The organism is Acidiphilium sp. AL, assembly GCF_025499445.1.
GTDB classification, from domain to species: Bacteria; Pseudomonadota; Alphaproteobacteria; order Acetobacterales; family Acetobacteraceae; genus Acidiphilium; species Acidiphilium iwatense.
Map to the genome: position 1 here is coordinate 212,236 of NZ_JAIMBZ010000001.1, position 16,077 is coordinate 228,312.

14 protein-coding genes and 1 pseudogene are annotated in these 16,077 nt (G+C 64.8%); 3 read left to right on the forward strand and 12 right to left on the reverse strand.

Translation table 11 applies throughout. From position 1 onward, the window contains the following. The first annotated feature begins 36 nt into the window (after positions 1-36). On the forward strand, positions 37-708 hold the full coding sequence (locus AiwAL_RS00875) for a tyrosine-protein phosphatase (protein ID WP_235703721.1): 672 nt from the start codon (positions 37-39) through the stop codon (positions 706-708). A gap of 3 nt (positions 709-711) precedes the next feature. On the opposite strand, the gene AiwAL_RS00880 is transcribed toward AiwAL_RS00875, so the two are convergent. From AiwAL_RS00880 to AiwAL_RS00925, 10 genes are all read right to left on the reverse strand, one after another. Continuing rightward, positions 712-1,164, reverse strand: coding sequence for a DUF4167 domain-containing protein (locus tag AiwAL_RS00880; protein ID WP_235703722.1), 453 nt, complete (start codon positions 1,162-1,164; stop codon positions 712-714). Between the two features lie 260 nt (positions 1,165-1,424). After that, complete coding sequence (gene prmC / locus AiwAL_RS00885) at positions 1,425-2,258, reverse strand: peptide chain release factor N(5)-glutamine methyltransferase (protein WP_235703723.1); 834 nt, start codon at positions 2,256-2,258, stop codon at positions 1,425-1,427. Continuing rightward, positions 2,255-3,310 carry a peptide chain release factor 1 gene (prfA, locus tag AiwAL_RS00890; RefSeq protein ID WP_235703724.1) on the reverse strand — a complete coding sequence of 352 codons (1,056 nt, stop codon included), beginning with the start codon at positions 3,308-3,310 and terminating at the stop codon, positions 2,255-2,257. The genes prmC and prfA overlap by 4 nt, the downstream gene beginning before the upstream one ends. Further along, a complete protein-coding gene (hisS, locus tag AiwAL_RS00895; RefSeq protein ID WP_235703725.1) occupies positions 3,307-4,542 on the reverse strand; it encodes a histidine--tRNA ligase in 1,236 nt (411 codons plus the stop codon). Before hisS ends, prfA begins: the two co-directional genes overlap by 4 nt. 16 nt (positions 4,543-4,558) lie before the next feature. Beyond that, positions 4,559-5,161 carry an NYN domain-containing protein gene (locus AiwAL_RS00900; protein WP_262311921.1) on the reverse strand — a complete coding sequence of 201 codons (603 nt, stop codon included), beginning with the start codon at positions 5,159-5,161 and terminating at the stop codon, positions 4,559-4,561. A 113-nt stretch (positions 5,162-5,274) separates the two neighbouring features. Then, on the reverse strand, positions 5,275-6,399 hold the full coding sequence (gene ispG / locus AiwAL_RS00905; protein WP_235703727.1) for a flavodoxin-dependent (E)-4-hydroxy-3-methylbut-2-enyl-diphosphate synthase: 1,125 nt from the start codon (positions 6,397-6,399) through the stop codon (positions 5,275-5,277). Positions 6,400-6,445: 46 nt separating this feature from the next. After that, positions 6,446-7,540, reverse strand: coding sequence for a helix-turn-helix domain-containing protein (locus AiwAL_RS00910; protein WP_262311922.1), 1,095 nt, complete (start codon positions 7,538-7,540; stop codon positions 6,446-6,448). Positions 7,541-7,684: 144 nt separating this feature from the next. After that, positions 7,685-9,952 (reverse strand): putative PEP-binding protein, encoded by a 2,268-nt coding sequence (locus AiwAL_RS00915; RefSeq protein ID WP_262311923.1) that lies wholly within the window; start codon positions 9,950-9,952, stop codon positions 7,685-7,687. Beyond that, positions 9,930-10,967 (reverse strand): nitronate monooxygenase family protein, encoded by a 1,038-nt coding sequence (locus AiwAL_RS00920; protein ID WP_235703737.1) that lies wholly within the window; start codon positions 10,965-10,967, stop codon positions 9,930-9,932. Before AiwAL_RS00920 ends, AiwAL_RS00915 begins: the two co-directional genes overlap by 23 nt. A gap of 23 nt (positions 10,968-10,990) precedes the next feature. Then, the gene (locus AiwAL_RS00925; protein WP_262311924.1) at positions 10,991-12,208 is read right to left on the reverse strand and encodes an aspartate kinase; all 1,218 of its coding nucleotides are present in this window, start codon (positions 12,206-12,208) and stop codon (positions 10,991-10,993) included. A gap of 100 nt (positions 12,209-12,308) precedes the next feature. On the opposite strand from AiwAL_RS00925, the gene ubiG reads away from it, so the two are divergent. Continuing rightward, complete coding sequence (gene ubiG, locus AiwAL_RS00930; RefSeq protein WP_235703731.1) at positions 12,309-13,043, forward strand: bifunctional 2-polyprenyl-6-hydroxyphenol methylase/3-demethylubiquinol 3-O-methyltransferase UbiG; 735 nt, start codon at positions 12,309-12,311, stop codon at positions 13,041-13,043. Between the two features lie 198 nt (positions 13,044-13,241). Here the strand turns inward: ubiG and AiwAL_RS00935 are convergent, their stop codons facing one another. Next, the gene (locus AiwAL_RS00935; protein WP_235703936.1) at positions 13,242-13,931 is read right to left on the reverse strand and encodes an alpha/beta hydrolase; all 690 of its coding nucleotides are present in this window, start codon (positions 13,929-13,931) and stop codon (positions 13,242-13,244) included. Between the two features lie 93 nt (positions 13,932-14,024). Between AiwAL_RS00935 and AiwAL_RS00940 the strand changes: the two are divergent. Beyond that, positions 14,025-14,147 (forward strand): annotated as a pseudogene (locus tag AiwAL_RS00940) (IS5/IS1182 family transposase); the annotation flags it as partial. Positions 14,148-14,387: 240 nt separating this feature from the next. Here the strand turns inward: AiwAL_RS00940 and AiwAL_RS00945 are convergent. Beyond that, on the reverse strand, positions 14,388-16,070 hold the full coding sequence (locus AiwAL_RS00945; protein ID WP_262311925.1) for a M3 family oligoendopeptidase: 1,683 nt from the start codon (positions 16,068-16,070) through the stop codon (positions 14,388-14,390). Positions 16,071-16,077 lie beyond the last annotated feature (7 nt).

Sequence of the window (16,077 nt, forward strand, 5' to 3'; positions counted from 1 at the left end):
CTCGATTGGCGGCCGCGATTCTGCTAGGGAGCCGCCATGGACACGATCTATCGCGGCGATCTTTCGACCCAGGCCGGGCGCCGCAACGCGTGGCTCGACGCGCTGTTCGTCGATCATGCGGTGCTGCGTCTCGGCTGGACCAATTTCGCCACGGTCGCACCGGGGGCTTTGTATCGCTCGAACCATCCGGTGCCGTTCCAACTCGCGCGGTTCACCCGCAAGGCGGGGCTGCGCACGGTCATCAACCTGCGCGGTCAATGTCGCAACGGGTCCGATGCGCTGTCGCGCGACGCGGCATCCCGGCTCGGGCTCGATTTCTTCGACATGGCGCTGGACTCGCGCGGCGCCCCGCAGCGCGACCGTATTCTCCGGCTCGCCGAAATCTATCGCACCATGAACCGCCCGGCACTGATTCACTGCAAATCCGGGGCCGATCGCGCCGGCATCGCCGCCGCGCTGTTCATCCTGGTCGAAGGCGGAACCGTCGCCGAGGCGCGGCGCCAGCTCAGCCTGCGGTTCGGCCATATCAGGCAGTCGAACACCGGCATTCTCGATGCGTTTCTCGACGCCTACGAAAAAGACGGCGAGGGTCGCAAGGCGTTTCTCGACTGGGTCGCCCAGGATTACGACGAACAGGCCCTGCGCGCGCGGTTTTCGTCGTGGTCGTTCGCGCGCTTCGTCAACGACAGGCTGCTTGCGCGCGAGTAATGATTACGCTTCCGGCGGCACCGCGCTGATCGGAATTTCCCTGGGCTCGATCGGCGGTTGATCGCCGATTCCGGCCGCGGCGGCAGGAAAATCGCCGTCGTTCTGGTCTTCGGCCGTTTCGCGGCGTCCATTGATGTGGCCGTTCTGCCCCTGTGCGTGGCCGCCGTGCTGGCCGCCATGAACACCTTGAGCCTGATTCATCGCGGTGATGATGCGGAAATAGTGCTCGGCATACTGGAAATAGCTTTCCGCCAGCACCCGGTCGCCACCACTCGAAGCATCGCGGCCCATTTGCTGGTATTTGTCGAACAGTTGCTGCGCCGTGCCGCGCACGCGCTGCTCCGGTCCATTGCTGTCGAATACGTGATTGCGATTGAGTGGCGCGCCACTCTGGAAGTTGCGGAAATTACCGCCACCGCCCCGGTTGTTGCGCCCGCGCATACGTTTGATATTCATCGAAATCGGTCATCCTGTTAAAGTGCGGCCAGGAACGCGGCGGGTCATAAACCCTCCCAATCGTCCCGAACAAGTCGCTAATGGCACAAGAAGGCATGCGCATTTAAGCGGAATCTACCCATGTGCCGCCCTTGGTTTTGCAAGGGAGTGCAGGTGAATTGTCAGGATTTATCCAAACGGGAGGACTTAATCCATAACCTTGACCCGCTTTCGGTAAATAGCGCCGAATGGCCGATTCACCAAATGGTTTTTTTGTCATTCTATGTGGTTCTGGTCATGACGATTGCGCGGGGCACACCTGCGAGATCTGCGTGGCCATCGGTTTCAAGCGCGCAGGTACGGGCTAACGCGGCAATCTCGTCATACTGACCTGCCCCGGATTCGACGATCGCGATTCCGCCCGGCGCCATCTGGCCGGGTAGTGCCGCGATGATCCGCCGATAGGCGTCAAGCCCGTCCGGTCCGCCGTCGAGCGCCAATACCGGCTCATGCCTGGTCACTTCGGGCATCAGCGAGGCGATGTCATTGCTGCGAATATAAGGCGGGTTCGCCAGGATGAGATCGAACTGTCCAGCGAGCGCGTCGCCCCAGTCGCCGGCGAAGAACGCGGTCCGATCGGCAAGGCCGAGACGGGCGGCATTATCGCGAGCGAGCGAGGTGGCGGCCGGCACGCGATCGACGCCGATTCCGAAGGCGCCGGGAAATTCGACGAGAGCGGCGAGCAGAAGCGCGCCGGTGCCGGTGCCGAGATCAAGAATCCGGCGCACCCGCACCCGGTCGGGGCAATGGCGCAGCGCTGCCTCGATCAGGGTTTCGGTATCCGGGCGTGGAATCAGGGTTGCGGGCGAAACCGCGAGATCGAGGCTCCAGAACTCGCGATGCCCGGTGATATAGGCCAGTGGTTCGCGGGCCGCCCGCCGCGCCGCGAACGCCAAACCCGCACCATCCGGCACCGCATCGCGGCTCCAGAGCGCGCCGACGTCGCACCCCAGCGCATGAGCCAGAATCAGCCGCGCCTCGCGCCGTGCGCCGGGAATGCCGGCAGCCTCCAGCATCGCCGCGATTCGCGCGATCGCTTCGCCGAGGGGAATCATGTCGTCGCGGCGAGGCGGGCCGCCTGATCTTCCTCGGTCAGCGCATCGATGATCTCGTCGAATTCGCCCTGCATCACCCGGTCGAGCTTGTAGAGCGTGAGATTGATGCGATGGTCGGTCACCCGGCCTTGCGGAAAATTATAGGTACGAATCCGTTCCGAACGATCGCCGGTGCCGACCTGTGATTTCCGGTCGGCCGCCCGGTCGGCGGCATTGCGCGCGCGCGATTGCTCGTAAAGCCGGGCACGCAAAATCTTCATCGCCTTCGCGCGGTTCTTGTGCTGGCTGCGTTCTTCCTGCATCGCCACGACGATTCCCGTCGGAATATGCGTGATGCGCACGGCGCTTTCGGTTTTGTTCACGTGCTGGCCGCCGGCGCCCGACGCGCGATAGACGTCGATCCTGAGATCAGAGTCGGCGATATCGACATCGACCTCTTCGGCTTCGGGCAGCACCGCGACGGTGATGGTCGAGGTGTGAATTCGGCCTTGCGCCTCGGTGGCCGGTACGCGTTGCACCCGGTGCACGCCGCTCTCGTATTTCAGCCGCGCGAAAACCGAGCGTCCATTGATCTCGGCGATGCCTTCCTTCAGGCCGCCCAGTTCGGTTTCGGTATAGTCGAGACTCTCGAAGCGCCAGCCGCGCTGATCGGCATAACGCCGATAGGCGCCGAACAACTCGGCGGCGAACAATGCCGCCTCGTCGCCGCCGGCGGCGGGGCGGATTTCCAGAATTGCGGCACGATCGTCGGCTTCATCGCGCGGCAGGAGGGCGAGGCTGATTTCGCGCTCCAGAACCGGAAGCCGCTCGCGCAATTCGGCGAGTTCCGCATCGGCGAGTTCTCGCAATTCGGGGTCGGCGCGTGCCGCCTCCGCTTCCGCACGGGCACGTTCGGCCTCTCGAAAGGCGATGACCCTCTCTTCGAGCGTTTCGATTTCGGCGAGTTCGCGCGAGGCCGCGACGAAGGCTTCCCCGCTGAGCCCGGAGGCGAGCATCGCGCGCAATTCGGCGGCGCGTTCGACGATCCGGTCGAGTTTGCCGGCCAGACTCATCGCAACAGGGCGGCGAGATCGCCGATCGCGACCTCGCGCTGCGTGCCGTCATCGAGAAATTTCACCGCAACCGCATCGCGCGCCAGCTCATCTTCGCCGATGATGATGGCGGCACGGGCATGAATGCGATTTGCCCGCTCCATCCGGCGTTTGACATTGCCGCGATAGGCCATTTCGGCGGCGATGCCGGCATTGCGCAGGCGGTTCAGAATGCCGAGGGCTGCCGGATATTGCGCCTCACCCATCGGGATGACCGCGATCATGCTGGCTGCTTCAGGCACATCGGCGAGCAGCATGGCGAGGCGTTCGATGCCCGCGCCCCAGCCGATTCCGGGAATCGACGGTCCGCCCATCTGTTCCATCAGCCCGTCGTAACGGCCGCCGCCGAGCACGGTTCCCTGGGCCCCGAGTTCGGTGGTCACGAATTCAAACGCCGTGTGATTGTAATAGTCGAATCCCCGCACGATGCGGGGATTTTCGACGAAAGGGATGCCGAACTGCGCGAGGGCGGACTTCACGCCGTCATAGAACGCCGCCGATTCGGCGTTCAGATGGTCATAGATCACGGGTGCGGCAGCGAGCAGGGCGATGTCGCCGGAATCCTTGGAATCGAGGATGCGCAGCGGATTTCTGGCAAGCCGGGTCCGGCTGTCCGCCGAAAGATCAGCCTCATAACGTGACAAATAATCCACTAACGCTGTGCGATAGGCGTCGCGGCTCGCTTTGTCGCCCAGCGTGTTGATATTGAGAACGGTACCGTCGGCGATGCCGAGCTCGCGCAGAATCTGCCAGCCGCAGGCGATGGCTTCGGCATCGGCCAGCGGTTCGGCGGCGCCGATGATCTCGAAATCGATCTGGTGGAACTGGCGGTAACGGCCTTTTTGCGGCCGCTCGTAGCGGAACATCGGACCCTGAAAGAAGATTTTCTGTGGCAGGGTCTGGGTGAGACCGTTGGAGATCACCGCGCGGCAGATGCCGGCGGTCGCCTCCGGGCGCAGGGTAATGCTCTCGCCGCTCCGGTCTTCGAAAGTATACATCTCCTTGGTCACGACATCGGAGGTTTCGCCCAGCGTACGGGCGAAGACAGCAGTGGATTCGAAAATCGGCGTCGCCCATTCCGATGCACCATACAGCGCGGTGACGCGGCGCGCGGTATCCACCACGCGGAAATGCCGCCGTGCATCGTCGCCGATCAGGTCGCGGGTGCCGCGCACGGGTTGCAGGGCTTTCATGGTTGACCAGCAATTATCAAGGCAGTGTTACAGAACGAACGAAGTCAACGTGTTGACGTAATTCACCGATCACGCTGCCGCCGGGAAGATCGGCCAGAACAACCTGTAACCCGCACTTGCGAGCGTGTTTGAACGCGGGGATACAATCCGTATCGGCAGTAAAAACGATCAAACGATCAACCGTGCGGGCATCTCCGTACGTCGCGATATCGAGACCGATCCGCATATCCACACCTTTTTGTTCGAAATCCGGCTTGAAATCGGCATCTTTCAGGGTTGCGGGAGCTACCGGTACGGTTTTCGGTACGAATCCGCGAAACTTCAGAATACCCCGCCGGACCGCAAAGAGATTGCGTTCCGCGAGATCGTCGAGCCATGCGCCACTATCTTTGAATTCCTTGAATTCGCCGCTAACGGGAAGCTTCACTTTCCCGTTAAAGGGAGGACAATCGTAATATAAAACCCGCAAAACCTCTTCGGCATCAAAAGCATTCATTCCCTGGCTAATTACGGCAGCTTGAGCCAATCTTTCGATGTAGTCGGGGTTATACGTCTTGCCGGCTTTGCGCACGATCACGCGCGTATATCCGCCATCCATTAGGATCGCTACTTTTTTCATGACGCGCACCCATTAAAAACCCCGCGCTTTTGGCGCGGGGCGCAGAAGACAAGCCCGCCTACGGGCGTATCGGAATAATCACATAATTATGTGATTCAGCAAAAAAGTCAATCTTATTCCGCCGCCTGCTTTTCCCGTGCCGCCTGTTCCTGGATCTGCGCCGCGCGCGTCTCGACCAGGGAAACCACGTGGTCGATCATCGCATCGCCTTCGATCGTGTGGTCGGTCTTGCCGGCGGCATAGATCATGTGCCGCCCGTTGCCGCCGCCGGTCACGCCGAGATCGGTCATCAGCGCCTCGCCCGGCCCGTTCACCACGCAGCCGATGATCGAGAGGGTGATCGGCGTTTCGATATGGGCGAGCCGGTCTTCCAACTTGGCGACCGTGTCGATCACGTTGAACCCCTGGCGCGCGCAGGACGGGCAGGAAATGATCCGCACGCCGCGATGGCGAATGCCAAGGGATTTCAGGATGTCCCAGCCAACCATCACCTCTTCCTCGGGCTCCGCCGAGAGCGAGACCCGCATGGTGTCGCCAATCCCGGCCCACAGCAGCGAGCCCAGCCCGATCGAGGATTTCACCGTCCCGGTGCGCCGCCCGCCCGCCTCGGTGATGCCGATATGCAGCGGATGGTCGCACACCTCGGCAAGCTGCTGATACGCCGCGACCGCGAGAAACACGTCCGACGCCTTCACGCTGATCTTGAACTCGTGAAAATCGTGATCCTGCAGAATCTTCGCGTGTTCGAGGGCGGATTCGACCAGCGCGTCGGGGTTCGGCTCGCCGTATTTTTCCAGCAGATGCCGCTCCAGCGACCCGGCATTGACGCCGATGCGCATCGAACAGCCATGATCGCGCGCGGCCTTGATCACCTCGCGCACCCGTTCGGCGCTGCCGATATTGCCGGGGTTGATGCGCAGGCAGGCGGCACCGGCCTTCGCTGCCTCGATCGCGCGCTTGTAGTGAAAATGAATGTCGGCCACCACCGGCACGTTCACCTGCCGCACGATGTCGGCCAGCGCCGCGGTGCTCGCCTCGTCCGGGCAGGAGACCCGCACGATATCGACCCCGGCGCGTTCGGCGCGATGGATCTGTGCCACCGTCGCCGCCACATCATCGGTCGGCGTGTTGGTCATGGTCTGCACCGTCACCGGCGCGTCGCCGCCGACTTTCACCGCACCGACGCTGATCTGGCGGGATTTGCGGCGGTCGATCTGCTGATATTCGCGATAATTCATGGGTTGGCTTTCGAAGAACGGGAATTTCCGAAATAAGGAAGTAATCTCAATGAGATGCGGCGGAGGCGCCGGAGGTTGCGGGGTTGGGCGCGGATTGCGGCACCGTGCCTGCACCTGAACCTGTCGGGGTCGCGGTTTGTGCCGATCCCTTGGTGAGCGGAATATTGCGCAACACCGCGCCGGCGGCGCCGAGCGGATTGCCCGAAATCCCGTTTTGCACCAGCACCGTGCCGCCGGCATTGCCGGTGGTGAGGGTCAGGCCCGGCTCGTCCGGCACCGGCCAGGACTGGCCGGCCTTCAGCACGCGGCTGAACAGGATCGTGCCGCCGGTGCCACGCACCTGCACCCAGCTATCGGCGGTAGCGCTGATCACCAGCGGATTGGCGGCAGCCGCCGTGCTGCCGGCGGATGAAGCGCCATTCGGCGTGCCGGCATTCGGCGTGCCGGCATTCGCGGTCGAATTCGGGGCGGTCTGAGGGGTCTGGCTGGTCGGCTGCGTCGTTGTGCTGTTGGATGCGGTTACGACCGGCCCAGCACTTCCCGAACCTGGTGAACTCGACATACTGGATGCCGAACCGGCAGCGCTGGCGGGAGCAGTCACGGCCGGCGCGGATTTGGCGGGTTTCGGCTTGGCCGGTGGTGGCGGTTTCGGCACGGCCAGCGGCGCCAGCTTCGCCGGCACGGCGGGCACCATCTGGGCCATGCGCAACTCGTGCTCGGAATGCCGATACCACAGGAAATAGGCGCCGACCGCGATCACCACGGCGAGAAACACGATCGCGCCGGGCGGTACCGCACGGTCCGGCACGGGTTCGGGAAAGCTGAGCACCGGCTGCTTCGCGCGGCTCATGCCCTCGGCGCGAAACCGGCGTAGAATTTCCTCGGGGTCCAGCCCCATCGCTTCGGCGTAGGAGCGGATGAATCCGGCGGCGTAGGCGGGGGCGGGCAGGGCGGCGAGATCGCCCGCCTCGATCGCTTCCAGAAAGGGCAGGCGAATTTTCAGGCGGCGGGCCAGATCGGTCAGCGTCCACCCAAGCCGCTCGCGCACGGCGCGCAATTCCGCGCCGACCCGTGCGGGACCGTGCAGGTCGGAGTCATGGAAATCCGGGGTATTCACACCAGTGTCTCGGTCGCCATCCATATCATTCATCGCGGGTCATCGACGTCTGGAAGCCGAAACCTCCCCTGCGGCGGCATGATCGCATCCAAGCCGCGCCAAAAGGAAACGCCATGCCCGAGGCGTATGCCGCATCCTTCATTACGGCGCCAGTCTACCCGGTTCCATTCAGATCGGCAAACCGTGCTCGCGCGCCCAGGCGGTGAGGGGGTCGCGCAGGCTCCCGCCGGCAGCCCCCGCGCGGCGCAGCTCGCGCAGCACCGGACGCAGAATGGCCAGATCGGTCGCGGCCAGCAAGGCCTTGACCGGCAGGATCGATGCGCCGGACATCGAGAGGGTGTTGACCCCGATCGCCGCGAAGGCGAGCGCATCCAGGGGCCGCCCGGCAGCCTCGCCGCAGATCGAAAACCCCACCTCTTCCTCGGCGCAGGCGGCGGCGAGCCCCTCGATCAGTTCGAGCACCGGGGCCGACAGCACGTCGTAGCGGTTGGCGAGCCGTGGGGTTCCGCGATCGGCGGCGAACAGGAACTGCATCAGATCGTTGGTGCCGAGCGAGATGAAATCGGCCTCCGCCAGCAGGCCGGGCAACTGGAACAGCAGCGCCGGCACCTCCAGCATGGTGCCCACCTCGATCTCGCATGGCCCTTCGTTCAGCCGTGCCGCTTCGGCCTCCAGCAGGTCGCGCGCGGCGCGAAACTCGGCCACGGTCGCCACCATCGGAAACATCACCGAAAGCCGGTATCCCGCGGCGCCCATCAGCAGCGCGCGCAACTGCCGGCGGAGAATCGCCGGCCGGTCGAGCCCGACGCGCAGGCTGCGCCAGCCCATCGCCGGGTTTTCCACCGCATCCTCGGCCTCGCCGGGCAGCAGCTTGTCGGCGCCGAGATCGAGGGTGCGGAATACCACACGCTGATCCCCCGCGCGTTCGATCACCCGGCGATATTCGGCGGCCTGAGCGGCAATGCCGGGAACCCGCGCCGCCGCCAGGGCGGCGATTTCGGTCCGGTACAGCCCGATCCCCTCGGCGCCGGTGCGCGCGAGCTGATCGAGCTCGAAGGCCAGCCCGACATTGAGCATCAGGGTCAGCTGCGTGCCGTCCAGCGTCTCGGCCGGACGGTCGCGATAGGCGGCAAGTTCCGCCGCGCGGCTGGAGCGGCTGGCCAGCGCCCGGTCGTAGAGCGCGGTGACCTCGGGGTCGGGACGCAGGATCAGCGCGCCGGACTCCGCGTCGAGCAGAGCCGGATCGCCTGGGCGCGCCGCCTCGGTCGCGCCGGCCTCGACCGCGAGTGCCGGAATTTCCAGAGCCCGCGCCAGAATCGCGGCATGGCCGCCCGCGCTTGCCTCCTCGATCGCGACCCCGGCGATGCCGCGCCGGTGCCAGTCGAGCAGTTCCGCCGGCCCGAGCCGGCGCGCGACCAGGATCATCCCGCTCGCATCGTCGGGCTTCGGCGTCCCGGCGCCGAGGGCGGTCAGCATGCGCTCGACCATGTCCTCGATATCGGCGAGGCGCTCGCGCAGATACGGGTCGGCGATCTTGCGCATCCGCCCGCGCAATTCGGCGCCGACCTGATCCACCGCCGCCTCGGCGGTCAACCCGTCGGCGATGCCGGCGCGCACCCGGTCCAGCCAGCCGGTGCCCTGCGAGATCAGCCGGTAGGCATCGAGCACCTCGCGGGTCGCGTGGCCGCTTGGCAAATGCTCGGACATCAGCGCATCGAGGCTCGATTCCGCATCGGCCATCGCCTGTTCGAGCCGTTCCAGCTCGGCGCCGGGATCGTCGGCCAGCACGTGGCGCGGCCCGATGGAACGGCCGAACGGCAGGGCGGCCCCGCGCACGATGCCGGGCGCCAGCGGATGGCCGGCATAGCGGCGCGACAGCGAATCGCCGAACCCGCTCGCCGGGATCTCGCCGGCGCCCAGCCCGCTCAGGATTTCGCCGAGCAGCATGGCGATGGTCGAGATCGTCTCGGCTTCGAGCCCGGAATAGGCGCGCGGCTCGGTGTTCTGCACCGCGATCACCCCGAGCGTGCGTCCGGCCCGGCGCACCGGCACCGCCAGCATCGATGCGTAGCGATCCTCCCCGGTCTCCGGCCGATAGGCGAATTCGGGATGGTTCTGCGCATCCGCCAGATTGAGAAGCTCACCCTTCGCAGCCGCAAGCCCGATGATCCCTTCGCCCATGCGCAGCCGCGTCCGCCCCACCGCTTCGAGGCGCAGCCCATGGGTCGCCACCAGTTCGAGCATTTCGCCGGGCCGCGCGACGTAGATCGAGCAGACCTCGACGGCGAGTTCCGCGGCGACCAGCTCGGTGAGTTCGGCGAGGCTGGAATCGCCTGCGCTCAGTCGTTCGCGCAGCTTGGCGAACAGCCGCCGCGACGCCGCGAACGGCTCGCCCCGGCGCTTGGCCCCGCCGTTACGCCGCCGCGCTTGCGGCATCCGGCACGCATGCCCCGGACCGCGCCGCATGAGCGGCCTCGGCCTGGGCGATCAGCTCCGCGATGATCACGGCGACCGGCTGGATCGCGGTCACCATGCCGACCGACTGCCCCGCCATCACCGAGCCCTGCTCGACATCGCCGTCGATCACCGCGCGGCGCAGCGCGCCGGCCCAGAAATGTTCGATCGAAAGCTGCGCCGCTTCGCGGTCGAACTCGCCCGCCTGAAAACGCCGGAGCGTTTCGGCCTGATGGGCGAGGAATCTGCGGGTGCCGTCATTGGCCAGCCCGCGCACCGGAATCACCGGAAATTGCGCGTCGAGCTGCACCGAGGGCACCGCGTCGCGCGCATTGGCGCGGATGAACGCCTGCTTGAACCTCGGATGGGCGATGCTCTCGGTCGCGGCGGCGAAGCGGGTGCCGAGCTGCGCGCCCGAAGCGCCCATTTCCAGGAAGGCCAGGATCGCCTCGCCGCGCCCGATGCCGCCGGCGACGAAGACCGGCACCTCACGCACCGTAGGCAAAATCTCCTGCGCCAGAACCGCGAGGGATACCGGGCCGATATGCCCGCCGGCCTCGGAGCCCTCGATCACCAGCGCGTCGGCGCCGATCCTGATCAGCCGCTTCGCGAGCACCAGCGCCGGCGCGAAGCCGATCAGCCGGGCCCCGCCATCCTTCACCGCGCGCACCGCCGATGCCGTGGGCACGCCGCCCGCGAGCACCACGTGGCTCACCTTGTGGGCGACGCACACACCGATCAGTTCGTCGAGCTGCGGATGCATGGTGATCAGATTGACGCCGAACGGCTTGTCGGTCAGCGCCTGGGTCGCGGCGATCTCGGCATCGAGCAGCGCCGGGGTCATCGAGCCGCAGGCGATCACTCCGAACCCGCCGGCGTTGGAAATCGCCGAAACCAGATGCCGCTCGCTCACCCAGCTCATCGCCCCGCCCATGATGGCGGTTCTGGTGCCGAGGAAGGCGCAGCCGCGCGCCCAGAGATGGTCGAGAACCGACATCTTCGCCGCTTGCGCTGGCCGGCTCACGCGACGTCCAGCCCATAGGCGGTATGCAGCGCGCGCACCGCAAGCTCGGTATATTCCGCGGCGATCAGCACGCTCACCTTGATCTCGCTGGTCGAAATCACCTGAATATTGATCCCCCGTCCTGCGAGCGCCTTGAACATGGTGCCCGCCACGCCGGCATGGCTGCGCATTCCGACCCCTACCACCGAGATTTTCGCGACATCGGAATCCGCCGCGAGGTCGGCATAGCCGATCTCGCCGCGCATCGCCTCCAGCACCGCCCGCGCGCGCGGCAATTCGGTCTTGTTGAGGGTGAAGGTCATGTCGGTCGTGCCGTCCTCCGAGACGTTCTGCACGATCATGTCGACATTGATGCCATTCTCCGCGAGCGGCCCGAACACGGCGGCGGCCACGCCGGGCCGGTCCGGCACGCGGCGGACGGTGAGTTTCGCCTCGTCCCGCGAATAGGCGATGCCGGCGACGATTTCCTGTTCCACGATTTCATCCTCATCGACGACCAGCGTTCCCGGCGTATCGGTAAAGCTGGACAGAACCTGCACGCGCACCCGCTCCTTCATCGCGAGTTCGACCGAGCGCGTCTGTAGCACCTTGGCACCGACCGAGGCGAGTTCCAACATCTCCTCGTAGGTGATGTGCGAAAGCTTGCGTGCTTTCGACACCAGCCTGGGGTCGGTGGTGTAGACGCCATCGACATCGGTGTAGATATCGCACCGATCGGCGCGGATCGCCGCGGCGACCGCGACCGCCGAGGTGTCCGATCCGCCGCGCCCGAGCGTGGTGATCCGCTTGTCCGGCCCGAGCCCCTGAAACCCGGCGATCACCGGCACCTGTCCGGCCTGCATCCGGCGGATCAGCTCGGCACCGTCGATCGCCATGATGCGCGCCTTGCCGTGCTGGCCGTCGGTCGAGACCGGGATCTGCCAGCCGGTCCAGGACCGCGCCTCGACCCCCAGCGTCTGCAGGGCGATGGCGAACAGCCCCACCGTCACCTGCTCGCCGGTCGCCACCACCGCATCGTATTCCCGCGCGTCGTACAGCGGCGACAGCTCATGGCACCAGTCGACGAGTTGGTTGGTCGCCCCCGCCATGGCCGATACCACCACCGCGACCTCGTCGCCCGCCTCGACCGCGCGCATCACCCGCGCCGCCGCGTTGCGAATCCGCTCCAGATCGGCGACCGAGGTGCCGCCGAATTTCATCACGATGCGCGCCATGGGGAGTCCGTTCGTTGCCGCGTATTGGTGAATATCGCCTGTGGGGCGCTTGCCCGCGCGCCCCGGCGCGTTCACATAGCGTCACGCAAGGAGCAGGGCAATGCAGGATCGCGAAGCCGCCTCGGCGGGACAAGCGCGCGCGGATCGCGGCGAGGTGGAAAAATTCAACGCGCTGGCGCAACGCTGGTGGGACCGGCGCGGGCCGATGCGCCCGCTCCACGCGATGAACCCGGCGCGCACCGCGTGGATCGTGAACCGGCTGCGCGATCGTTTCGGCACGACAAAAATACGGGTGCTGGATGTCGGCTGCGGCGCCGGGCTGCTCGCCGAAAGCCTCGCCCGCGCCGGCTGCGCCGTGACCGGGATCGACGCGGCTTCGGACGCGATCGAGGCGGCGCGCGCTCACGCGGCCGGGCAAGGGCTCGCCATCGACTATCGCACGGCGGAATCCGACGATCTTCTGGCCGAAGCGAAAAAATTTCCGGTGATCACCGCGCTCGAAGTGATCGAGCACGTGCCCGATCCCCAGGGTTTTCTCGCCACCTTGGCCGGCTTGCTCGAGCCGGGCGGCCTCCTGTTCGTCTCGACCCTGAACCGCACCCCGCAATCCTATGCCGTTGCCAAGCTAGGCGCCGAATACCTGCTCCGCCTGCTGCCGGTCGGCACCCATGACTGGCGCAAATTCATCACTCCGGCGGAACTCGGCGTGCTGTGCCGATCATCCGGGCTGCGCCTCGCCGATGTCGCGGGATTGGTTCCGGCCCCGCTCGCCGGCGGCTTCCGCGCCAGCCGCAACACCAGCGTCAACTACATCGCGATGGCTCAGGCGGCCTAAACGTCACGACGCCAATTGCAAATCCTGATCGCCGGCAGGTCGCGATACCGACCGGCTCGAAAGCGCATCCAGGCGCCTCCCGCGCCAATTTTTCCGATTCCGAATCGGGACACTAGTCAAGCCCCTCATGCCGGCCGGGGCTGGCCGAAGGCGATGGCCGAAATAGGTCAGGCAGTCGGAGTGCCTCTGAACAAACCCTCACGCAACGGAGCCGGCAGCTTCCTCGATCAGTGCAATGATATCGTCAGCATGCGAGGCCAGGGACGCATGGCTCGCTTGCAACGTGATCGTCTTCTTAGGGTTCATACGCTCCGCCATCCACTTTTCGCTTTCCGGCGGGATCATGCGGTCGTTCGCCGAGATTTGGTACCAGCTCGGTTTTACTTTCCACGCCGGCGGTCCCGACTTGTCATCAAAACAGCGGGCCGCGATCGGTTTTTGCGACAGCGCCATCACCAGTGCCTCCGTTTCATTGAGGTCCTGGCAGAAACTTTCACGAAATTTGTTGGGGGTGATCCAGAGAAACCCGTCCTTGTCAGGACGGATATTGCCGCCCGAAGGAGACGCTTGCCGTCCGAAAATGCTCCCGAGGCTGTCTCCTTCGTCGGGGGCAAATGCCGCCACATAGACGAGGCCAACAACATTCGGCCCGTGGCCTGCACCCGTGATGACGGCACCACCGTAGGAATGGCCGACCAGCAGGGTCGGGCCGTCCTGCGCCGCGGCAAGCTTGCTTGTGCGGTCGATATCGTCGGCCAGCGATGTGAGCGGATTTTGCACCGCACAGACCCGATAGCCTTTGGCATGCAGCGGCGGAATGACATGACGCCAGTGGGAGCCGTCGCCCCATGCGCCGTGCACCAACAGGATAGTCTGCTTGCCAGTCATCAGCGTCCTCCTGAGTTAAGAACCAGAAAAGAATTATTGAGTAATTTCAGAGGGTTAGGATTCTGTCGGTTTACCGTGACAGACGGAAGCACGATCTCGTGGATTGAGATTACTCGGCGGCAGTATCGTCGGAACGGACTGCGTTACGCAAGTGATTTGACGGATGGCGACTGGGAACTGATCGAGCAATTCATGCCGCTACCCGCGCGGCTTGGTGTGGTGGCTGCGGCGGCAAAATCAATGAAATACCACCCCAACAACGGCCTGACCGCCGATAAGAGAAACAAGATTTCAGGTCGCTGATATGAACCTGACGGATGGCGGGGTGGGCCGGAAAATTTTAGACATGCACCCACCCGGATCGGAACTTCGGCGGCAATTTAATCCGTTGCGATCCCGTCCCCAGGCCGCACTGATGTCATCGCGAGGCGCGCAGCGACGACGCGATCCATCCTGTCACGCGAGTATTTTGGCGACCTCCGCGACCGAGGCTTCGAGCGCGCCCGGCTCGAACGGTGAAATCAGCCCCGCGCCTGACACCAAGTCCAGAAACGGCGCCGAGCCGCCGCGCCGGCACAGCGCGATATAATCCTCCAGCGCGACCTGATAATTCTTGCGCGACCGCACCCAGAATTGCAGCGCGCAGCACTGCGCCAGCGCATAGTCGATCATGTAGAACGGCAGAAGATATAAATGCAGCACGCGCTGCCACGCGCCGCCCTTGGCGCCATGGTCGAGATCGCCATAGTGACGCCACGGCAGATAGCGTTTTTCCAGAGTCTGCCATATCGCATGACGTTCGGCGGGCGTCGCTTCCGGCTTCGCATAAACCTCATGCTGGAAATGATCGAAGCACGCGATATGAGGTAGCCGATACATCGTCTGAATCAGATGCATCCGTCGATACCGTTCCGCCGCGTCGGCACCCACCAGCAGATCCGCGTGCGGATGGGTCAGCAGCTCGAAACTCATCGAGTGGATTTCAGCACTTTCCATGCCCGGCCAGAGATAGTCGATACCCGGCAGATCGCGGCTGGAAAAACCCTGGAACGCGTGGCCCATTTCATGGGTCAGCACGTCGATATCGCCGCTGGTACCGACGAAATTCGCGAAAATGAACGGCATCCCGACGGTCGGAAAATCGGTACAGAACCCGCCATTGCCCTTGCCGGGGCGGTTTTTCAGATCGAGAAACCCGCCCTGGTTCATCGCGCGGTAGAACCCCGCGATTTCGGGGTCCATCCGGTCATACATCGCCTGACCGGCGGCAACCAGTTCGTCATGGCCGCCGAGCGGCGTTGGATTGCCCAAGGGATCGACGATTGCCTCGTCCCAGAAATGGAGTTCGTCCCAGCCGAAATCCTTCCGTCGCTGCTCCAGCAATTCCGAGACCAGCGGCGTGACATCCGCGGCGATCGCGTCGCGATAGCGCGCGACATCCTCCGGTCCGTAATCGAGCCGGCGCATCCGCCGATAGCCGAGTTCGACGAAATTCCGATAACCCAGTTTGCGCGCCATGCCATGGCGCAATTTCACCAGATCGTCGTAAATCCGGTCCAATTCGGCGCCGTTCGCGGTGAAGAACCGGTCGATTTTCAGCTCGGCCTCATGCCGCGTCGCGCGGTTCAGTTGCTCGCGATACGGCGCCATGCCTTCGAGATTGACGATCTTGCCGTCGATCTCAATTTTCGCGGACGCGGTCAGTTCGGTATAGCGCGCGCTGAGCTTGGCTTCCCGCTCCAGGTCGGCGGCGATTTCGGGCCGGAACGTCGAGACATCGACCTCCCAGAGTGCAAGCGCGTGAGCACCCACGGCATCGAGGATCGCGGTCCGGTCCTGATGGCCGAGCAGGCGCTTCTTGAAGCCGGTCTCGTGATCCTTCGCGGCGGGGAGCAGCGCATCGCGATAGTCGCGCGCCCGCACCGCGTCCGCATCCGCCGTGTTCTGCTGAAACCGCAGCCCGACCAGGTTGTCCCACGTCGCAATCTGCCGCCTGACCCGATCGAATTGCGCAGCGGCTTCGGCGATTTCGCCATCGTCGAGCAGGGCGTTGAGGGCGGTGTAATCCCGCGCCAGCGACTCCCGGTCGGGTGTCGGTGCGGCAATATCGGCGAATCGGATCGGGGTTTGCGTGTCCATCCCCGTT

Coding starts and splice junctions, on each gene's coding strand:
- ispG (WP_235703727.1), bottom strand. CDS start 6,399: ATGAATTATCGCGAATATCAGCAGATCGACCGCCGCAAATCCCGCCAG.
- AiwAL_RS00915 (WP_262311923.1), bottom strand. CDS start 9,952: ATGCCGCAAGCGCGGCGGCGTAACGGCGGGGCCAAGCGCCGGGGCGAG.
- ubiG (WP_235703731.1), top strand. CDS start 12,309: ATGCAGGATCGCGAAGCCGCCTCGGCGGGACAAGCGCGCGCGGATCGC.
- prmC (WP_235703723.1), bottom strand. CDS start 2,258: ATGATTCCCCTCGGCGAAGCGATCGCGCGAATCGCGGCGATGCTGGAG.
- AiwAL_RS00945 (WP_262311925.1), bottom strand. CDS start 16,070: ATGGACACGCAAACCCCGATCCGATTCGCCGATATTGCCGCACCGACA.
- AiwAL_RS00880 (WP_235703722.1), bottom strand. CDS start 1,164: ATGAATATCAAACGTATGCGCGGGCGCAACAACCGGGGCGGTGGCGGT.
- AiwAL_RS00920 (WP_235703737.1), bottom strand. CDS start 10,967: ATGTCGGTTCTCGACCATCTCTGGGCGCGCGGCTGCGCCTTCCTCGGC.
- AiwAL_RS00910 (WP_262311922.1), bottom strand. CDS start 7,540: ATGGATGGCGACCGAGACACTGGTGTGAATACCCCGGATTTCCATGAC.
- AiwAL_RS00935 (WP_235703936.1), bottom strand. CDS start 13,931: ATGACTGGCAAGCAGACTATCCTGTTGGTGCACGGCGCATGGGGCGAC.
- AiwAL_RS00900 (WP_262311921.1), bottom strand. CDS start 5,161: ATGAAAAAAGTAGCGATCCTAATGGATGGCGGATATACGCGCGTGATC.
- hisS (WP_235703725.1), bottom strand. CDS start 4,542: ATGAAAGCCCTGCAACCCGTGCGCGGCACCCGCGACCTGATCGGCGAC.
- prfA (WP_235703724.1), bottom strand. CDS start 3,310: ATGAGTCTGGCCGGCAAACTCGACCGGATCGTCGAACGCGCCGCCGAA.
- AiwAL_RS00925 (WP_262311924.1), bottom strand. CDS start 12,208: ATGGCGCGCATCGTGATGAAATTCGGCGGCACCTCGGTCGCCGATCTG.
- AiwAL_RS00875 (WP_235703721.1), top strand. CDS start 37: ATGGACACGATCTATCGCGGCGATCTTTCGACCCAGGCCGGGCGCCGC.